Annotated in this window: 18 protein-coding genes, 1 tRNA gene and 1 other RNA gene; 12 read left to right on the forward strand and 8 right to left on the reverse strand. The window is 70.0% G+C overall.

Features of this window, described 5'->3' with window-relative positions:
- Window positions 1-60: 60 nt before the first annotated feature.
- Window positions 61-765 carry an NUDIX domain-containing protein gene (locus AB0P18_RS12660; protein ID WP_363360307.1) on the forward strand — a complete coding sequence of 235 codons (705 nt, stop codon included), beginning with the start codon at window positions 61-63 and terminating at the stop codon, window positions 763-765.
- Here the strand turns inward: AB0P18_RS12660 and ffs are convergent.
- The 3 genes from ffs to AB0P18_RS12675 all read right to left on the reverse strand — a co-directional run bounded on the left by ffs (window position 760) and on the right by AB0P18_RS12675 (window position 2,973).
- Window positions 760-856, reverse strand: an RNA gene (ffs, locus tag AB0P18_RS12665) — signal recognition particle sRNA small type. The two genes, AB0P18_RS12660 and ffs, sit on opposite strands and share 6 nt — an antisense overlap.
- Window positions 857-862: 6 nt before the next feature.
- Complete coding sequence (locus AB0P18_RS12670; RefSeq protein WP_363360308.1) at window positions 863-2,500, reverse strand: DUF5671 domain-containing protein; 1,638 nt, start codon at window positions 2,498-2,500, stop codon at window positions 863-865.
- Window positions 2,500-2,973 carry a hypothetical protein gene (locus AB0P18_RS12675; RefSeq protein WP_363360309.1) on the reverse strand — a complete coding sequence of 158 codons (474 nt, stop codon included), beginning with the start codon at window positions 2,971-2,973 and terminating at the stop codon, window positions 2,500-2,502. The genes AB0P18_RS12670 and AB0P18_RS12675 overlap by 1 nt, the downstream gene beginning before the upstream one ends.
- Before the next feature lie 183 nt (window positions 2,974-3,156).
- On the opposite strand from AB0P18_RS12675, the gene AB0P18_RS12680 reads away from it, so the two are divergent.
- The 4 genes from AB0P18_RS12680 to AB0P18_RS12695 all read left to right on the forward strand — a co-directional run bounded on the left by AB0P18_RS12680 (window position 3,157) and on the right by AB0P18_RS12695 (window position 7,972).
- Window positions 3,157-4,125 carry a MoxR family ATPase gene (locus AB0P18_RS12680; RefSeq protein ID WP_363360340.1) on the forward strand — a complete coding sequence of 323 codons (969 nt, stop codon included), beginning with the start codon at window positions 3,157-3,159 and terminating at the stop codon, window positions 4,123-4,125.
- 7 nt (window positions 4,126-4,132) lie between these two features.
- A complete protein-coding gene (locus AB0P18_RS12685; protein ID WP_363360310.1) occupies window positions 4,133-5,380 on the forward strand; it encodes a DUF58 domain-containing protein in 1,248 nt (415 codons plus the stop codon).
- The gene (locus AB0P18_RS12690) at window positions 5,367-7,640 is read left to right on the forward strand and encodes a DUF3488 and transglutaminase-like domain-containing protein (protein WP_363360311.1); all 2,274 of its coding nucleotides are present in this window, start codon (window positions 5,367-5,369) and stop codon (window positions 7,638-7,640) included. Before AB0P18_RS12685 ends, AB0P18_RS12690 begins: the two co-directional genes overlap by 14 nt.
- 247 nt (window positions 7,641-7,887) lie before the next feature.
- Window positions 7,888-7,972, forward strand: a tRNA-Ser gene (locus AB0P18_RS12695).
- Between the two features lie 86 nt (window positions 7,973-8,058).
- On the opposite strand, the gene arsA is transcribed toward AB0P18_RS12695, so the two are convergent.
- Complete coding sequence (gene arsA, locus AB0P18_RS12700; protein WP_363360312.1) at window positions 8,059-9,822, reverse strand: arsenical pump-driving ATPase; 1,764 nt, start codon at window positions 9,820-9,822, stop codon at window positions 8,059-8,061.
- A gap of 45 nt (window positions 9,823-9,867) precedes the next feature.
- Entirely contained in the window at window positions 9,868-10,218 is a 351-nt protein-coding gene (locus tag AB0P18_RS12705; RefSeq protein WP_363360313.1) for a metalloregulator ArsR/SmtB family transcription factor, read from the reverse strand.
- A gap of 85 nt (window positions 10,219-10,303) precedes the next feature.
- On the opposite strand from AB0P18_RS12705, the gene AB0P18_RS12710 reads away from it, so the two are divergent.
- From AB0P18_RS12710 to AB0P18_RS12740, 7 genes are all read left to right on the forward strand, one after another.
- Window positions 10,304-11,626 carry an FAD-dependent oxidoreductase gene (locus AB0P18_RS12710; protein WP_363360314.1) on the forward strand — a complete coding sequence of 441 codons (1,323 nt, stop codon included), beginning with the start codon at window positions 10,304-10,306 and terminating at the stop codon, window positions 11,624-11,626.
- The gene (locus AB0P18_RS12715) at window positions 11,623-12,132 is read left to right on the forward strand and encodes an N-acetyltransferase family protein (RefSeq protein ID WP_363360315.1); all 510 of its coding nucleotides are present in this window, start codon (window positions 11,623-11,625) and stop codon (window positions 12,130-12,132) included. Before AB0P18_RS12710 ends, AB0P18_RS12715 begins: the two co-directional genes overlap by 4 nt.
- A 63-nt stretch (window positions 12,133-12,195) precedes the next feature.
- Entirely contained in the window at window positions 12,196-13,107 is a 912-nt protein-coding gene (locus AB0P18_RS12720; RefSeq protein ID WP_363360316.1) for a metalloregulator ArsR/SmtB family transcription factor, read from the forward strand.
- Between the two features lie 42 nt (window positions 13,108-13,149).
- The gene (locus AB0P18_RS12725) at window positions 13,150-13,563 is read left to right on the forward strand and encodes an arsenate reductase ArsC (RefSeq protein WP_363360317.1); all 414 of its coding nucleotides are present in this window, start codon (window positions 13,150-13,152) and stop codon (window positions 13,561-13,563) included.
- Window positions 13,560-14,222: an arsenate reductase ArsC gene (locus tag AB0P18_RS12730; RefSeq protein ID WP_363360318.1), complete on the forward strand. Its 663-nt coding sequence runs from the start codon at window positions 13,560-13,562 to the stop codon at window positions 14,220-14,222. Before AB0P18_RS12725 ends, AB0P18_RS12730 begins: the two co-directional genes overlap by 4 nt.
- Entirely contained in the window at window positions 14,219-14,944 is a 726-nt protein-coding gene (locus AB0P18_RS12735) for an MIP/aquaporin family protein (protein WP_363360319.1), read from the forward strand. Before AB0P18_RS12730 ends, AB0P18_RS12735 begins: the two co-directional genes overlap by 4 nt.
- A 62-nt stretch (window positions 14,945-15,006) precedes the next feature.
- A complete protein-coding gene (locus AB0P18_RS12740; protein ID WP_363360320.1) occupies window positions 15,007-15,300 on the forward strand; it encodes a metal-sensitive transcriptional regulator in 294 nt (97 codons plus the stop codon).
- 13 nt (window positions 15,301-15,313) lie between these two features.
- Here the strand turns inward: AB0P18_RS12740 and AB0P18_RS12745 are convergent, their stop codons facing one another.
- Genes AB0P18_RS12745 through AB0P18_RS12755 form a run of 3 tightly spaced genes read right to left on the reverse strand, consistent with a single transcriptional unit; the run spans window position 15,314 to window position 17,462 of the window.
- Complete coding sequence (locus AB0P18_RS12745) at window positions 15,314-15,475, reverse strand: hypothetical protein (RefSeq protein WP_363360321.1); 162 nt, start codon at window positions 15,473-15,475, stop codon at window positions 15,314-15,316.
- Window positions 15,476-15,517: 42 nt separating this feature from the next.
- A complete protein-coding gene (locus AB0P18_RS12750) occupies window positions 15,518-15,781 on the reverse strand; it encodes a metal-sensitive transcriptional regulator (protein WP_363360322.1) in 264 nt (87 codons plus the stop codon).
- Window positions 15,774-17,462 (reverse strand): FAD-dependent oxidoreductase, encoded by a 1,689-nt coding sequence (locus AB0P18_RS12755; protein ID WP_363360323.1) that lies wholly within the window; start codon window positions 17,460-17,462, stop codon window positions 15,774-15,776. Before AB0P18_RS12755 ends, AB0P18_RS12750 begins: the two co-directional genes overlap by 8 nt.
- Window positions 17,463-17,733 lie beyond the last annotated feature (271 nt).

Here is a 17,733-nt window from a genome sequence, read left to right on the forward strand (position 1 = left end):
CCTACGGGCCTCGCCTGGGCTGCGGCAGGGCGCGGATGCCGTCCCGCTAGGCTCCGGATCGTGACAGACGCCGCCTCCCCCGCTCCCCGTCCCGGCACTGTCGTGCCCGATCATCGCGGGCGGACCGGGCTCGACCTGACCGGTCGAGAACTGAACGGGAATCCCGATGTGCGCGTGGTCGACGTCGAGCTCGTCGCATCCGCCTGGCACGTGCTGCGGCGCACGACGCTGGACTATCGCGGCCCGGACGGGCAGTGGACCCGTCAGCAGCGCGAGACGTACGACCGGGGGAACGGAGCGACGGTCCTGCTCTACGACCTCGCGCGCCGCACGGTGCTGCTGACGCGGCAGTTCCGCTATCCGGTGTACGTCAACGGCCATCCGGACGGGATGCTGATCGAGACGGCCGCAGGCCTCCTCGACGATGACGACGCGATCACCGCGATCCGGCGCGAGGCCTCCGAGGAGACCGGAGTGCGCATCGGCGAGATCGAGCACGTGTACGACGTCTTCATGAGCCCCGGCTCGGTGACCGAGCGCATCCACTTCTTCGCCGCGCCGTACGACGCCGGCACTCGGACCGGTGCGGGCGGCGGACTGGAGGAGGAGGGAGAGCACATCGACGTGCTCGAGCTCGACTTCGACGAGTCGCTCGCGATGATCCGCGACGGGCGCATCCAGGACGCCAAGACGATCATGCTCCTGCACTGGGCGGCGATCGACGGCCCGTTCGCCCGGGTGACGGCAGCCCCCGGGGAAAAGTAAGACTCTCCGCGAACCCGGCAGAGCCTGGTTACCCTTGCTACGTTTCCGTCCTGGGGGAGTTGGCCTGGATGCCGCCTCGCGGAGAGCTGACACAAGTCTAACCCGCCGGCCCGAGCTCCCGTGCCGGGCCGTCCTGCAGCCCGATCGCGCGGACATCGCCGTCGACCCGCAGCACGAGCGCCCGCGGCCCGGCGACACCGGCCACCGCGGCGACCACCGCAGGCACGTCGTCATCGCCCAGCGCGTCACCGCCGTCCTCCGGCACCGCGGGAAGGATCGTGACGGCCGCTCCGGTGGCAGCCCGCACGTCGCGCCGCAGCTGCGCCGCGTCGGGCGAGGCGACGAGCAGCACCCCTCGGATCACCGCGGGCGCGGTCTCGGGGCGCGCGATCGACCGATCGTGGCGCCAGACCGCGAAGTGGTACCCGAACACGAGCGCGGTCGCGCTGAGCAGCCCGAGCGGGGCCCGGACCCGCTCCACAAGGCTCCCGCCCACCGCTGCTCCCAGAGTGAACTCGAACACGCGGAACCCGATCAGCAGGAGTGTCACGATCGCGACCACCGCACTGGCCCCGAAGATCGCGACCAGGTACACCCGGCGCGCGCGGTCGGCAACCTCGTCGGGGGACGCCGCGACGGCCGGGCGCCACGCGACCCACCAGACCGGCGCGCCCACCGCGAGCGCGCTCAGGCCGCCGAGCAGAAGAGTCCGGGCGTCGGCGCCCGCGATCACCGGCGCGAGCGCCGCGAGGAGCGCATTGACGACGACCCCGAATCCGCTGGCCGCGCCGATCAGCGCGATTCCGGAGACCAGGAGGCGGTCGCCGCGTCGGACGCCCTCGGGGCGCGCAGCCACGACCGCCGCGTGCGAGACCCAGACGATCCCGCCGAACAGCGCGGCAGCGATCGCGACGTCCAGCGGGGCGAGCACGTCCGCGCGCGGGTCGACGTCGAACAGCAGGCGGAGGACGACGAACAGCACCGTCCCGACGGCGAAGAGCGTCGTCGCGGCCGCCGCGCCGATGACGACCACGAGCGCGACCTGGGCGAACCCGCCGGATGCCGCCGCCCCGCCGTCGCGGTACCAGTGCCACCACCAGACGAAGCCGCCGATCGCCGCCCAGGCGAGCGCCTGCAGTGCGTCGATCCCCCAGGATTGCGATGCCCCCAGCACGGGCTGCGCTCCCGCGAGCGCTGCGCCGATCAGCGCCGAGACCGCGCTGATCGCGCCGACGGTCAGGACGGCGAGTCCGTAGACCGCGCCGATCGTGACCGCGACCGTCGGCAGTCGGGTCGGGCCGGTGACGTGGCTCCGTCGCATCGCGCGGTGCCACACCCACATTCCCGCCCAGACGAGCGCGACCGCGAAGGCGCCGGCATCCCACCGTCCCTCGATCGCCGCCGTGAGCGTCGACGCGAGGGCCACGGTCGCCGTGACGAGCGCGATCGTCGAGACGGCGACCACGTACAGCGCCCAGACGAGCGAATCCTTCTCCGCGGGGTCGGCGAACCGGCGGCGCTGCCACCACCACAGCACGCCCGCGAGCGGCATCCCGATGACGGTGAAAGCGAGCGAACGCGCGAGACCCGCTTCGTCGGCGGCGAGGACGCCGCCGGAGACCGCCCGCTCGAGCAGGCCGGACAGTCCGACGGCCGCGACGATGATCAGCGCGAACAGGATGCCGTAGACGAGGACGCGGCGCACTGCGGTCTGGGCGCGACCGGGAGCGGACATCAGCCGCGACCCGTCTCGGTGCACACGGCGAACTCCCACGGCGCCGTTCGGATCGCCCACGCGTCGTCGGAGCGGATGAGATCGAAGGCGCCCTCGCTCTCGTACTCGTCACTGCCCAGCGGACCCGAGCCGTACACGGTGACGATGAGGACCTCGACGGTGGCCGAATCCGCGCGTTGCGTCGTCGCGGTCAGCGTCACCCGCCGGTCCTGGGTGTCGAGCGGGATGAGCTCGCACTCCGCGGCGACGTCGGGCGCGAGATAGGACACGGCGGTGTCGGTGTCGCCGGCGATCACGGCCTGCACGTAGCGCTGCACGACACCCTCCGGCGTCGTTGCGTCCAACTGCGCGGGGTCGCGCTGCACGAAGACCGCGACGAGCGCGATCACCACGACGAGCGCGACCGCGCCGATCAGACTGATCAGCAGGATCCGCATGCGGCGCGGGTCCGGTGCGGGAGCGTCGTCGGTCATGGGTTCATCGTGGTCCGTCGCGCGTGCGCGGTCCGGGACCAAAGCCCCACGTTTCGGCGAGGCCGAGACCCGCGTGCAGGGATCTCCCAGGCCCACCCCCGAGAACCCGCGATTAGGATCGGAAGGGTTCGCCCACGCCCGGAGGCGACGGTGGACGAGGGGGTCGCTGTGACGGAGTCCACGATGACGGCCGAGAGCTTCACCCGGGCCACCGACGGCATCCTCGCCTCGGTCGGCCGGGTGATCGACGGCAAGCCCGAAGCCGTGCGCAGCGCACTCGTGTGCCTCCTCGCCGAGGGGCATCTTCTCATCGAGGACGTGCCGGGCGTCGGGAAGACCATGCTGGCGCGTGCGCTCGCGGCATCCATCGACGCCACGGTGCGCCGCATCCAGTTCACCCCCGATCTGCTTCCCGGAGACGTCACAGGGGTCAGCGTGTTCAACCCGGTGGACCGCGAGTTCGAGTTCAAGCCCGGCGCGATCTTCGCGCACATCGTGATCGCCGACGAGATCAACCGCTCATCGCCGAAGACGCAGTCCGCGCTGCTGGAGGCGATGGAGGAGGGCCAGGTGACGGTCGACGGACGGACGCACCTGCTGCCGGACCCGTTCCTGGTCGTCGCCACGCAGAACCCGCTCGAGATGGAGGGCACGTACGCGCTTCCCGAGGCGCAGCGCGACCGGTTCATGATGCGCATCTCGATGGGCTATCCCGACCCGCGCAGCGAAGCACTCATGCTCCGCCAGCGCGATACGGTCAACCCGCTCGAATCCATCGCCCCTGTGGCGACCGCGGCGGGTGTCTCGCAGCTGATCGCGTGGGCCCGCGCCGTCCACGTCGCCCCGGCGATCGAGGACTACGCCGTCGCCCTCGCGGGGGCCACACGCGCCCACTCCGATCTCCGGCTGGGCGCGAGCCCCCGCGCCACGCTGCAGCTCGTGCGCGCCGCGAAGGTGTGGGCCGCGCTGGACGGCCGCGGGTTCGTGATCCCCGATGACATCACCGCTCTGCTGGTTCCGGTCTTCGCCCACCGGCTGATCCCGACCCGCTCGGCGGGCGGTGCCCGAGCCCGGACCGCGGCCGACGCGATAGCCTCGATCCTCGAGCGGATCGCCGCGAGCGTGCGGGTTCCGATCGCCGCGCGACAGTGACATCGCGATGAGACGCCTCTGGCCGCTGACCGCCCGCGGGACGGGGGCCGCCGTGCTGGCCGTCGCGTGCTTCGTCGTGGCGAACGAGGTCGGCATCGTCGAGCTGATGTATTTCGGTCTGCTGCTGGTCGCGGTGCTCGCGGCCAGCATCCTCTCGCTCTACCTCACACGGCGCTCGGACACCGTGACGCGCTCGCTCTCCCCCGACGTCGCCGCTGTCGGCCGCGAGTCGCTCGTGACCGTGCGGGTCGGGGTGCGCACCGCGCTTCCGACGGCCCCGGGCACGTGGCGCGACACGATCCCGCGGGGCCTGGCGGCGCAGGCGCGCGGCGTCTTCCCCGCCCTCGGCTCGGGGCTGCGCGGTGCCGAACGCGTCGTGCAGTTCTCATACGTCGTCACGGGCGAGCGGCGCGGCATCCACCCCCTCGGCCCGCTGCAGGTGACCACGTCCGACCCGTTCGGGCTCGCGCGGCGCACCACGGTGTTCGGCGAACGCACCCCCGTCACGGTCGCCCCCGCAGTAACTGATCTGCCGGCCCTGAGCGACTTCGCGGGCGAAGCCGGCGGCACACTCCACACCACGAACAACCAGCTCGGGCAGGGCGCGGACAACCTGATCGCGCGCCCCTACGCGCCGGGGGACTCGATGAGGCGCATCCACTGGCGTGCGACGGCGCACCGCGACGAGCTCATGGTGCGCCAGGAGGAGCAGGAGTCCACGCCCGAGGCCACCGTCGTGATCGATCGCGGCGTCCTGCGCTTCTCGCCCGAGGCGATGCAGGCTCCCGGCGCCGACGCCGGCTTCGAGGCGGCGGTGTCGGCGTGCGTCTCGGTCGTCACCCGCCTCGTGCACGACGGCTACGCGGTCGAGGTGATCGACTCGGACGGCACCCCGCTCGCCGAGCGCATCGACGGCGGCGACATGAGCGAGGTCGAGGGGCTCGTGAACTCCTTCGCCGGGCTCACCGCACGCCGGGACGATCACCTCGGCAAGCTCCCCCGGGTGTTCGCCGGGATGATGACCGGTCCGGTCGTGCTCATCGTGGGTCGGTTCGATCCGGCGAATGCCGACACCGTCGCGCCCGTCGTTCACCACAGCACCCTTCCGCTGCTGCTGGCGGTCGCCCCGGTCGGGGACGCGCTCGAACGTGCCGCGGACGGTGGATGGCATGCCGCCGCGGTGGACCCGGACGGCGATCTCGCGGTCGCGTGGTCCAGCGCCGCCCAGCGAGGGATCAGTCATGTCCTCCGATGACCGAGCGGCGCGGCGCGGCGCGGACCTGCCGCTGACGATCGGCGTCCTGGTCGCGGTTTTCGCTGCCCTCCTCCCCCTCATGCGGGTCGTCCGGCCGAGCGGCTGGCTGGTCGGCGCGATCCTCCTCGCCGCAGCCGTCCTGGCCGCCGGGTTCTTCGCACGCCGGCTGCGGCTCCCCGCCCTCGCCGTGAGCCTGATCGAGGCATCCGTCTGGATCGTCTTCATGACGTTCGTGTTCCTGCGGGACACGGCGCTGCTGTGGATCATCCCGACACCCGAGACGGTGCGGGCGCTCCCGGGGCTCGTGCAGGTCGCCGGGGAGGAGATCGCCCTCGGCGCCGCGCCTCTGGACGCCAGCACCGCATTGTCGATGCTGATCGTCGGCGGGACGGGGCTGCTCACGATCATCATCGATCACGTCGTCTTGACCGCACGGATGCCGCTCCTGGCCGCGATCGGACTGATCGCCGTCTGGCTGATCCCCTCGATCGCCGTGCCGGGCGAGGTCGACATCATGGCGTTCGTGCTGCTGGCCGCGGCGATCCTGTTCCTGATCCGGACTGACACGCGCTCGCGCGAGGAGCCGAAGGACCGCGCGGCCACCCGCACGGCGGGTGTTCCCGCCACGGCGCTCGGCATCGGGGCGATCGCCGTCGTCGTCGCCGTCGCCGCCGCGCCGCTCCTGCCCCAGCCCGTGGCCCGCGCGGGGTCGGGCACGATCGGGACGGGTCCGGGGATCGACGCGACCCTCCAGCTCGGAGACGACCTGCGCCGCCCGACCGAGGTCGAGGTCATGCTCGTGCGCAGCAGTGCGCCGAGCGCCCCCTACCTGCGGGTCACGACGCTCTCGCAGCTGGAGGGCACCGTGTGGGAGCCCGACAAGGTACGCACGGTGCCGCTGGCGAGTGAGGAGAGCCTCGGGGCGGTGGAGGTGGATCCCGACATCCGGCTGACCGAATACGTCACAACCGTCGAAGTCACCAACCTGTCCTCGCCGTGGCTGCCGGTCGCGTACCCCGCGGTCGACGTCGAGGGACTGCGCGGAACGTGGGCGGTCGCCCCATACAACCGGACGGTCCTGCCGCAGGGCGGATCGACGCAGGGACAGAACTACGAGGTCATCACGAACGTCCCGCGGCCCACGCTCGAGCAGATCCGCGCGCTCTCGGCGGGCACCGACAATCCGCCCGACGGGACGACCGCGCTGCCCACCGAGATCGACCCGATCATCGGCGAGCTCGCGGCGGAGGTCACCGCCGGGACGACGAACGACTACGACGCGCTCGTGGCGCTGCAGGGGTGGTTCCGCAGCCCGGAGTTCCGCTACTCGCTCGACGCGCCCGTTGAAGACGGCTTCGACGGGTCGGGAACGGATGCCGTGGCGAGGTTCCTGGAGGTGCGCGAGGGCTACTGCATCCACTACGCATCCGCCTTCGCGCTCATGGCCCGCACACTCGGGATGCCGACGCGCATCGTCGTCGGCTACCTCCCGGGAAGTGCGACCAGTGACGCCGTCGACCGCGAGACGGTGTACTCGATCTCCAGCGGTCAGCTGCACGCCTGGCCCGAGGTGCTTTTCGACGGACTCGGCTGGGTGCCGTTCGAACCGACGAACGGCCTCGGCGTACCGACGAGTTTCACCTCGGCCGGCTCGGCTCCGGGCGTCGTGGACGATCCCGCCGCGGCGACCCCGGCCCCGGAGGCATCGGCGCCGACCGACTCCGGCCTCACTCCGGACGGCGAGGACAACGCGCCGGAGGTCGGCACGAGCGACGCCAGCGGCACCACCGTGAACCCCCTGCCGACGCTGTCGATCGTGCTCGGCATCCTGTTCGCGCTCGCGATCCCCGCCCTGCTCCGCGAGGTCCGCCGTCGGCAGACCCTCGCCGCGGCACGGACGGGCGATGCCGCCGAAGCGTGGCTCGCGGTGCAGGACGCCGCGATCGACCTGGGGATCGACGTGCCCGCGAGCGAGAGCCCGCGGAGCCTCGGCGTCCGACTTGTCCAGGACCACGGCGCACCGCCTGCGGAGATGAGTGTGCTGATCAGCGCGATCGAGCGGGCGAGCTACGCGCCCGGAGGCAAGCACGCCTTCTGGCAGGGCGACGCGATCGCGGATGCCGCGACATCGGTGCGCAGTGCCCTCTTCGCCGCCGTCGACACTCCGCGGCGGATCCTCGCGCTGATCGCGCCCCGATCGCTCGTGGTGCGTCCAGGCAGCGTGTACGCCGGGTCGGGAAGGTCTGCCCGAGCACGGTAGGCGTGCCGGCTTCGCTTTACCGGGCTCGGGTTCCTGGCTGGACACTTTTCGCGGAAATTCCCCGGCGAGGCCTCACCTGCCGTCCACCGAAGCGCCCGCCCCGCGATTCAGTGGGCCATATCGGCGAGGACCGGGTCACGGATGCCGATCTCATCGTCCACTGAAGCCGCGAGAACCGGTTGCGACACCCGCGGACTCGAGTGCCGCCGGCCTCGGGGTAGGATGGTCGACGGCCCGCGAGGGCCACGGAGGATTCGCCTAGTGGCCTATGGCGCACGCTTGGAAAGCGTGTTGAGTGAAAGCTCTCAGGGGTTCGAATCCCCTATCCTCCGCTCTCGGGATCTCCGACCCTCCCGGTCGCAAGCCGGTCCCGGTCTGTGTCCGGCACAGTCGTCACGCCGTCCCGCCTCGGGACGCCTCAGGAGAGTGTGCCGGCGCCGGTGGTCATTGCGGAAAGCCGGGCGACTCCGATCGGCTCCTCCGTCAGCAGCGGGATGATCGCCACGCGATCCGCCAGACCCCGGACGCGGGCGATCTGCGGGACCTCGTTGCGTGCGCGGGTGCGCAGGAACGCTGACTGCGGGTGGGCGGCGGCGATGGAGTTGTTCACGACCCACGCCCAGGGATGGATGCCGGCTCTCTCCAGGTCGTTCTGAAGATCGACCGCTTCGAGGACCGGGGTCGTCTCCGCGAGCGTGACCACGATCACCTTCGTCTGAGCAGGATCCTGAAGGCGCATCAACGGCGTGGAGTAGGTCATGTTCGCCTCCCCCATCTGTCGTGCGATCTCGCGGTGGTACGAGCCGGCGGCATCCAGCAGCAGCAACGTGTGACCGGTCGGGGCGGTGTCCATGACGACGAATGTTCGGCGGGAATCGTGAACAGCCCGCGAGAACTGCTGGAAGACGGCGACCTCTGCCGTGCACGGCGACATCAGGTCTTCGGCGAGTGCCGCGCGGCCCACCTCATCCAGTCCTCTTCCCTTGGTCGCCATGACGCGAGCCTTGTACTGCTCGAGCGCGACATCAGGGTCTATCCGCGTCACGGTGAGCCCGCCGACCACGTCAACGAGTGTGTCGGCGAGGTGGGCGGCCGGATCGGTCGTGGTGAGGAGCACCTCGTGGCCGCGCTGGGCCAGGGCGAGGGCTACGGCCGCCGCGACCGTGGTCTTGCCGACACCGCCCTTGCCCATGCACATCACGAGTCCGTGTCCGTCTCGCTCGATCTCATCGACCAATGTCACCAGGGGCGCCTCCGGCACATCGGCGGGATCCGCCGGTCCCGGCGCCGTGGTTTCGGCCGAGCCCGAACCGAAGAACGAACGGAGGGCATCGAGGCCGACCACGTTTTCGGCCTTGAGCTCCAGCACGTCGTGCGGCAGGTCGGCGACGGCAGCGGGTATGGCCGTCAATGCGGCGGCTTCTCGCTGGCGCAGCGCGGCGCCGATGGGCTCCTCGCCGGCGCTGTCGGGAAGGACGCCGTTGATCACGACGAATCCACTGGTGATCCCGATCGCCGTCAACTCCGAGAAGGTGCGCTCGATCTCCCTCAGCGCGGAGGACTGGGGCCTGGCCACGAGAACGAGCCGGGTACTGGCGGGGTCGGTGAGCGCATCGACCGCGGCCGCATAAATAGCGCGATGCTTGTCGAGTCCTGCGAGCGGACCAAGACACGACGCGTCGCCACCGGTCGAGAGGAATTCGGTCCATGATCCCGGCAGCTGCAAAAGCCGGATGGTGTGCCCGGTAGGTGCGGTGTCGAAGAGGATGTGGTCGTAGAGCCCATACAGGCTGTCGTCGGTCAGGAGGTGTGTGAACTCGTCGAAGGACGCGATCTCCGTTGCGCACGAACCGGAAAGGCCCTCGGTGATGCTTGCGAGTTCCTCGTCGGGCACCAAGCCGCGCACGGGTCCGATGATGCGCTCCCGGTACGCCTCGACCGCCTGCTCGGGGTCGATCTCCAACGCCGACAGTCCGTGCACCGCGGGGATCACAGTGACGTTATTGCCGATCGTGAGACCGAACACCTGGCCCAGGTTGGACGCGGGGTCGGTGCTCACGAGCAGCACGCGTCGATCAAGGGTCGCGAGGCGGACCGCGGTGGCGCATGCGACCGAGGTCTTGCCGACACCGCCCTTTCCGGTGAAGAACAGGAACCGTGGAACGTCCTCCAGGAATCTCATCTCGAGAACCATCCTCCTCGGAACCCGCAGGCGGCGGCGAGTGGCTCAGGCGGCGAGGAAGGTCGCCACGGTGCGAAGCGCGTCAGGCTGAAGCCGGTAGTAGGCCCATGTTCCTCGCTTGGACCGGGACAGGAATCCGGACTCGGTGAGCACCTTCAGATGATGGGAGACGGTCGGTTGGGATAGCCCGACAGGTTCGATCAGGTCACACACGCACGCTTCCTGATCCGCGGAGGACGCGACGATGGACAGAAGGCGTAGCCGCGCGGGATCTGCGAGGGCCTTCAGTGTCACGGCCAGACGTTCCGCTTCGGATTGCGGAATCGGTTCTCGCACCAGGGGCGCGCAGCACTGCACGGCGGTGGAGACGTCTGTGACGGCGAATGTCGTGGTCATGAATCGATGGTAATCGATATTGACAATGATCGATAGAGCGTTCGATACTGTCATCGACGTTCATCGATGTTGTTTGGAGGGCCTCATGACGCTGCTCGATCTGACTCCCCGCGCGACGGTCACCGACCGGCTGGCGACGCTGCCGGTGGTGATCATCGGCGCCGGCCCGATCGGCCTGGCGGCGGCGGCGAACCTGGTCGAGCGGGGCCTCGACTTCGTCGTGCTCGAGGCGGGCGCTGAGGCCGCGGCGGGGATCAGGCTCTGGGGTCATACCCGCCTGTTCTCCCCGTGGAAGCACCTGATCGATCCGGCTTCCCGTCGCCTTCTCGAAGCAGAAGGCCGATGGGTTCCACCCGCGGACGAGGACCGCGCGCCGACCGGTCAGGAACTGGTGGACGAGTATCTCGCGCAGCTGGCCGAACTGGACGCTCTGCGCTCCCACGTCCGCTACGGCGCCCGGGTTGTCGCGGTGACCCGGGAGGGAATGGACCGCACCCGCACCGCTGGTCGCGCGCAGACGCCGTTCCTGGTCCGGGTTCAGGTGGAGGACGGGCGTATCGAGGAGCTGACGGGGCGGGCGGTGATCGATGCGTCCGGCACCTACACCACCCCGAACCCGCTGAGCTCGTCAGGCCTGGACCCGATCGGGCAGGCTGAGGTTGCGGATCTGGTGATCCATGCCCTTCCAGACGTGCTCGGCGCAGACCGGTCGCGGTTCGTCGGCCGCCACACCACCGTGGTCGGGGCGGGGCACTCCGCGGCGAACACGCTGATCGGCCTGGCCGAGCTTGCGGAGACTGCAGCGGGGACGCGGGTGACCTGGCTGATCCGCAATGCATCCGCGGCCCGGGTGTCCTCCTCGCCCGAGGATGAACTGGCCGACCGGGCCCGGCTCGGATCCCGCGTCGACCAGCTCGTCCAGGCCGGGACTATCCGGAAGATCGATTCCTTCGAGATCTCCGCCGTGAGCCGCCAGGGCAAAAAGGTCCGGCTGGCCGGATCCCGGAACGGCGAACCAGCCGCGCATGACACGGATCTGGTGGTGAACGCGACCGGGTTCCGGCCGGACCTGGCGATGCTGCGGGAGGTTCGGCTTCAGCTGGATGACATCGTGGAAGCACCGATGCGGTTGGCGCCGCTGATCGACCCCAACCTGCACTCGTGCGGGACGGTCGCCCCGCACGGGTTCGATGAGCTGCGACACCCGGAGCCCGGGTTCTTCCTGGTCGGGATGAAGTCCTACGGCCGCGCACCGACGTTCCTGCTCGCGACCGGGTATGAGCAGGTCCGCTCCGTGGTCGCCTGGCTGGACGGCGACATGCGCTCCGCCGGCCGCGTCCAACTCACCCTCCCGGCAACGGGGGTCTGCTCGACCGACGCCGGCGGCGAATCCTCCTGCTGCTCATGACGGAGCTGCGACCGATGACGGCGCAGGACTGGCCGGACGTCGAGGCGATCTTCGCCGCCGGCATCGCCGACGGTGAGGCGACGTTCGAAAAGGAGACCCCATCGTGGGCACAGTTCGACGCCGGGAGGATCCGAGATGCCCGCCTGGTCGCCGTCGATGACACGGGCGCCGTCCTCGGCTGGGCGGCCGCGTCGCGCGTCTCCACCCGGAACGCATACCGCGGCGTCATCGAGCACTCGGTCTACGTCGCGTCCGCCCATCACGGCCGAGGCATCGGGCGAGCGCTGCTGACCGGGTTCGTTCAGGCGGCGGAGGACGCCGGGTACTGGATGATCCAGTCGAGCATCTTCCCCGAAAACCTCGCCAGTCTCCGCCTCCATGACTCCGCAGGATTCCGGGTCGTCGGCACCAGGGAGCGGATCGCCCGTTCACCCCTCGGTCCGCACGCCGGGCACTGGCGGGACACGGTCCTGGTGGAGCGGCGCAGCCAGCGCAACGGAATCTGATGCACGACACCCGCCACCCAAGGTATCTGACGGCCGCACGAGCCGAGTCATAGACTGAGGTCTATGACTTCACAGGTCGGAGTGTCGGAGCTGGCCGCGCTCGCCGATCCGACGCGGGCGCGCATCGTGCAGCTGATCGACGCCGCACCGGATGGTCGCGCGCTGGTCGGACAGCTCGCCGAACGCCTTTCGTTGCGACAGCCCACGGTGAGTCACCACATGGCCGCTCTCCGCGCGGCCGGCATCGTGGTCCGACAGCCCGAGGGTCGGCGCGTCTGGTACTCCGTGCATCCCGACCAGCAGAACCGGGTCACCGCTCTCCTCGGTCGCGCAGCCACGCCGATGGAGGACCCGGACTGGGACCGCGTGATCGATGATCTCGCCGCCCGCTACCGTGGCACCTTCAGCCGGGAAACCGTGGCACGATACGTCACCGACAGCAGAGACCACCTCGCCGCGAGCGGGCCCGCCCCGCTCCTCGCGTCCCGCACAGCCACGTTCGCGGCAGCGCGGCTCGATGACCTGCACCGCGCCGGCCACCCTGATGCGAAGATCCCGACGGTGCTGTTCGTCTGCGTTCAGAACGCCGGTCGCTCCCAGCTCGCAGCGGGGATCCTCCGTCAGCTCGCCGGCGATCGGGTCATCGTCCGCACTGCCGGTTCGGCACCGGTAGGGCAGGTCCGCCCGGCCATCGTCGCCGCGCTCGACGAAATCGGTGTCACTGTCGGCGCCGAGTTTCCCAAGCCTCTCACTGACGACACCGTCCGGGCGGCGGATGTCGTCGTCACGATGGGATGCGGCGACGCATGCCCCGTCTACCCCGGCCGCCGTTACCTCGACTGGGACCTCGAAGATCCCGTCGACAAGCCGCTGGCAACGGTCCGCCGAATCCGCGACGACATCGACACCCGGGTCCGCATGCTGCTGTCCGAACTGTTCACCGAAGTGACACCGGAGCCCTCTCACAAAAAATAGACAGTGATCTATGCTTTCAGTCAAGAGGAAGTGAGATCACCCATGAGCAAGCCCACCGTCCTGTTCGTCTGCGTCCACAACGCCGGCCGGTCGCAGATGGCCGCCGGCTATCTGCGTGCCCTGGCCGGCGACCGGGTGGAGGTGCTGTCGGCCGGTTCCGCACCGAAGGACCAGATCAACCCGGTCGCGGTCGCCGCGATGGCCGAAGAGGGCATCGACATCGCCGGCAACACCCCGAAGGTGCTGACCGTCGACGCGGTACGGGAATCCGATGTCGTGATCACGATGGGCTGCGGAGACGCGTGCCCGATCTTCCCTGGCAAGCGTTACGAGGACTGGGAGTTGGATGACCCGGCCGGCCAGGGGATCGAAGCGGTGCGCCCGATCCGTGACGAGATCCGCCGACGCATCGAGTCGCTGATAGGCGAGCTGGTGCCGGCCGGAGACCCGTCGTGACCGTCACGCGCGGGCAGGACGGTCTGCTGTCTGCGGATCAGGTGCTGCAGCGGGCGGCGGAGCGTCTCGCGCAGCAGTTCTCGGGGTTGGTGAACGCGGAGACGGTCGAGCGGGTCGTGTTCGAGTCGTACATGGCGCTGGCCCGCACCGCGAGCGTCTCCACGCACCTCGCCTCCATCGCCGAGAAGTTCTCCCGCGATCGGCTCACCGCGCTCGCGCAGTCCCGGGGGCTGATCGCCAAACCTGTGCCTGAGATCCTCTACGTCTGCGTGCAGAACTCCGGGCGCTCCCAGATGGCCGCTGCGATCACACGCCACCTCGCCGGAGCCCGGGTGCACGTCCGCTCCGCCGGCTCGCAGCCCGGCTCCGGCATCCTCCCCGAGGTTGTCGCTGTGCTCGCCGAAGCCGGGATCGACGTGGGAGAAGAATTCCCCAAGCCCCTCACCGACGACGTGGTCCGCGCCGCGGACGCCGTGGTGACCATGGGCTGCGGCGACGCCTGCCCGTTCTACCCTGGCAAGCGCTACCTCGACTGGGACCTCAAGGACCCTGCAGAACTGGACCTGGACGGCATCCGCGCAGTCCGCGACGAGATCCGTCGACACATCGAGGCCCTGCTTGCCGAGCTCACCCCCGCCGCGACGGCCGCCGACCGGTGACGATCGACACCCCCGTCCTCGTGCGCGCCCCCCTCTGGCGGCGCTGCCTCGCGGAATTCGTCGGGACCGGGCTCCTTGTCACCGTCGTCGTCGGTTCCGGCATCGCCGCACAGCGGCTCTCCACCGATTCTGGGCTGCAACTCCTCGAGAACTCCCTCGCCACCGCCCTGGGTCTCGGCGTCCTCATCCTGATGCTCGCGCCGGTCTCGGAAGCGCACTTCAACCCGGTGGTCTCGCTCGCCGACGCGGTCCTCGGCCGCCGCTCGCGCACGGGCCTCACCCCCGGCGCTCTGCTTGCCTACACCGCGACGCAGATCCTCGGCGCGATCGGCGGCGCGGTCCTCGCGAACACGATGTTCGACACCCCGACCGCGATCTCGACCACCGACCGCGCGACACCGGCCACCTTCCTCGCCGAGGTCGTCGCCACAACGGGGCTCGTCCTGCTCATCATCGGACTGACCCGCACACGACGACCCGTGCCCATGATCGCGGCTGCCGTCGGCGCCTACATCGGCGCGGCGTACTGGTTCACCAGCTCCACCTCGTTCGCCAACCCTGCCGTGACCATTGGTCGCATCTTCACCGACACGTACGCCGGCATCGCCCCGGCCTCGGTCCTCCCGTTCCTCGGAGCCCAGCTGATCGGAGGAACCGTCGCGCTCGGCCTGGCCATTCTCCTGTTCCCGACCCAGGACCACGGATCGAACACCGACAGCTGACGGCCGCGGGGATACCCAGGGCGGTATCGTGGTCCCACCGACCGCGCTCGGAATGAGGAGACATGAACATCGCTCAGGCAGCTGACAACGACTACGAAGCGGATCTCGTCGCACAGCAGCGGAAGATCGTGAATCGACTGCGCCGCGCGGAGGGTCAGCTGGCGGCGGTCATCCGGGCGGTCGAGTCCGGAGCGGAGTGCCGTGACATCGTGATTCAGCTCTCCGCGGTCTCGAAGGCCCTCGATCGCGCCGGTTATGCGATCGTCGCCTCGGCGATGCGCACCTGCCTGGCCGATCCCGATGACACGTCGATGACGCCCGAGGAGCTCGAGAAGCTGTTCCTCACGCTCGCGTGACCTCGCGCTCGATTCACCGACCGAAGAGCCGGGCGAACAGACCGTTGGACGGCTCGGCGTCGTGCCCCGGGCAGCGCTGCGCGGCGGGCACCGCGCGCATGACCTGATCGACGTGCTGTCCGCAGCCGTTCCAGGTCGTCTTTCCACACTTCTTGCATGTCACCGCGTAGCACACGGGGCGTCTCCTTCTTCTGGTTCTCTGTTGGTGGGGGGGTCGTCAGGCCAGCATGAGGAAGAGCTTCTCGAGCTCGTCCTCCGTCACGGCGTCCTGAGGACGTTCACCCTCGGGAACCGCGACGCACTCGCGCATCGCCGAGGAGACGATGGCGTAGCCCGCGCGATCGAGCGCCTTGGCGACGGCGGCGAGCTGGGTGACGACGTCACGACACTCAATGCCCGCCTCCACGGCCGCGATGACGGCGTCGAGCTGTCCCCGCGCCCGCCGCAGCCGGTTCGCGATGAGCCTTTGCGGATCAGCCACGGATAAACGCCTCAGTGTCGAGCATCGCTGCGGCACGTGAGCCGAGAGTCGCGCGCAGGGTGAGGATGCCGCCCGAGAGCGACGCGGAATCCATCCCCGCCTGCGTCAGGACGCGATGGGCGATCGCCGAGCGGACACCGGATGCGCACATGACCCTGACCGGTCGGCCCGCTGCCGCCTCGCGCACCTCGTCGATGCGGTCGCGCAACTCGGTGTGCGGGACGTGGAGAGCGTCCCGCACGTGCCCGGTGAGCCATTCGTCTTCGCGCCGGACATCCAGGACCAGAGCGCGATCGAGAACGGAATCGAGTTCTTCGGCGTACCAGAGCGCGAGCGTCCCCCCGCGGACGTTCTCGCCCACCATGCCGGTCAGATTGATCGCGTCCTTGGCCTGCCCGTACGGCGGCGAGTAGGCGAGGTCGAGATCGATGAGCTCATCCACGGCCATGCCCGCCCGGATCGCGGTCGCCAGCACGTCGATGCGCTTGTCGACACCTTCCGCCCCGACGGCCTGCGCGCCGAGGAGGCGACCGGACTCCGCATCGACATGGACGACGAGGTGGATCTGACTCGCACCCGGAAAATATCCGGCGTGCTGGTTCGCGTGCAGGTGCAGCGTCCGATAGTCGGCGCCGGCCGCGTCGAGGACCATCCGGTTGGCACCGGTGAGCGCCGCGGTGAGAGAGCCGACCCGCACGATCGCGGTGCCGACCGGCCGCGGGATCGCCCGCGCCGTCTCGGGTCGGATGATGTCGTCGGCGACGAGGCGTCCCGCGCGGTTGGCGGGACCGGCGAGCGCGACAGGTCGCCGCGCGCCGGTGACCGCGTCCACGCTCAGGGTGGCATCGCCGACCGCCCAGACACCGGGCAGGTTCGTGCGACCGTGATCATCGACGATGATCGCCCCACGTTCGCATGCGATGCCCGCCCGCTCGAACGTCGCGGTGTCCGGCCGGACGCCCACCGAGACGACGATCAGATCAGCGGGCACCTCCGTACCGTCGGCGAGGACGACGCTATCGGCATCCGCTCCCGGCACGATGGCGGATGCCGCCACCCCGACGCGCAGGTCGACGCCGAGCGCCCGGAGCTCCTCCGAGACGAGCCAGGCCAACTCCGGCTCGACGGGCGGGAGCGGCTGAGGGGCGAGTTCGACGACCGTGACCTCGAGCCCCTGCGCGGCGAGCGCTTCCGCCGCCTCGATGCCGATGAATCCGGCACCGAGGACGACGGCACGACGGGCACCCGCGCGGACACGATCCCGAAGGGCGACGGCATCCTCCACCGTCCGCAACGTCCGGACGCGGGGGGACTCCACGCCGGGAATGGGCGGCACGAAGGCGCTGGCTCCGGGCGAGAGGACGAGGGCGTCGTAGCTGAGCAGACTCATGCCCTCCGCGGTGCGGACGGTCACCGTCCGCGCTTCGGCATCGACGGCGATCACCTCGTGGCCGGGGCGCACATCCAGCGCGAGCGCCGCACGCAGAGACGCGGGCGTCTGCACGAGGAGCGAGCGCTCGTCGTCGATCTCGCCGCCGACGAAGTACGGAAGGCCGCAGTTCGCGAAGGAGACGTGGGCGCCGCGCTCGAGCACGATGATCTCGGCCGACTCGTCGAGCCGCCGCGCACGGGCGGCGCAGCTCATTCCGCCGGCGACGCCGCCTACGATGACGATTCTCAAATTTACCCTCCGGGGTATTCAGAATGGTGGACTGCGGGCGGACTGCTCGCGGAGTGACGCCTGCTCACCTTATACCCCATGGGGTATTTTGCCAAGCCTATCGCACGTGCCGGACGGGCGCCCCCTCCAGCGAGATGGCGTCTCCTCCGCCGAGATGGTGGGTTCTTCGCCGAGATGGTGCCCACCATTTCGGTGCAAGAGCCACCATCTCGGCGAAAGATGTACTGCCTCAGGGGAAGATGCGCCACCCCGCGGACAGGTAGCGGTGGTG

Origin of the sequence: Microbacterium sp. NPDC064584 (assembly GCF_040687315.1) — a bacterium.
Lineage (GTDB): Bacteria > Actinomycetota > Actinomycetes > Actinomycetales > Microbacteriaceae > Microbacterium > Microbacterium lacus.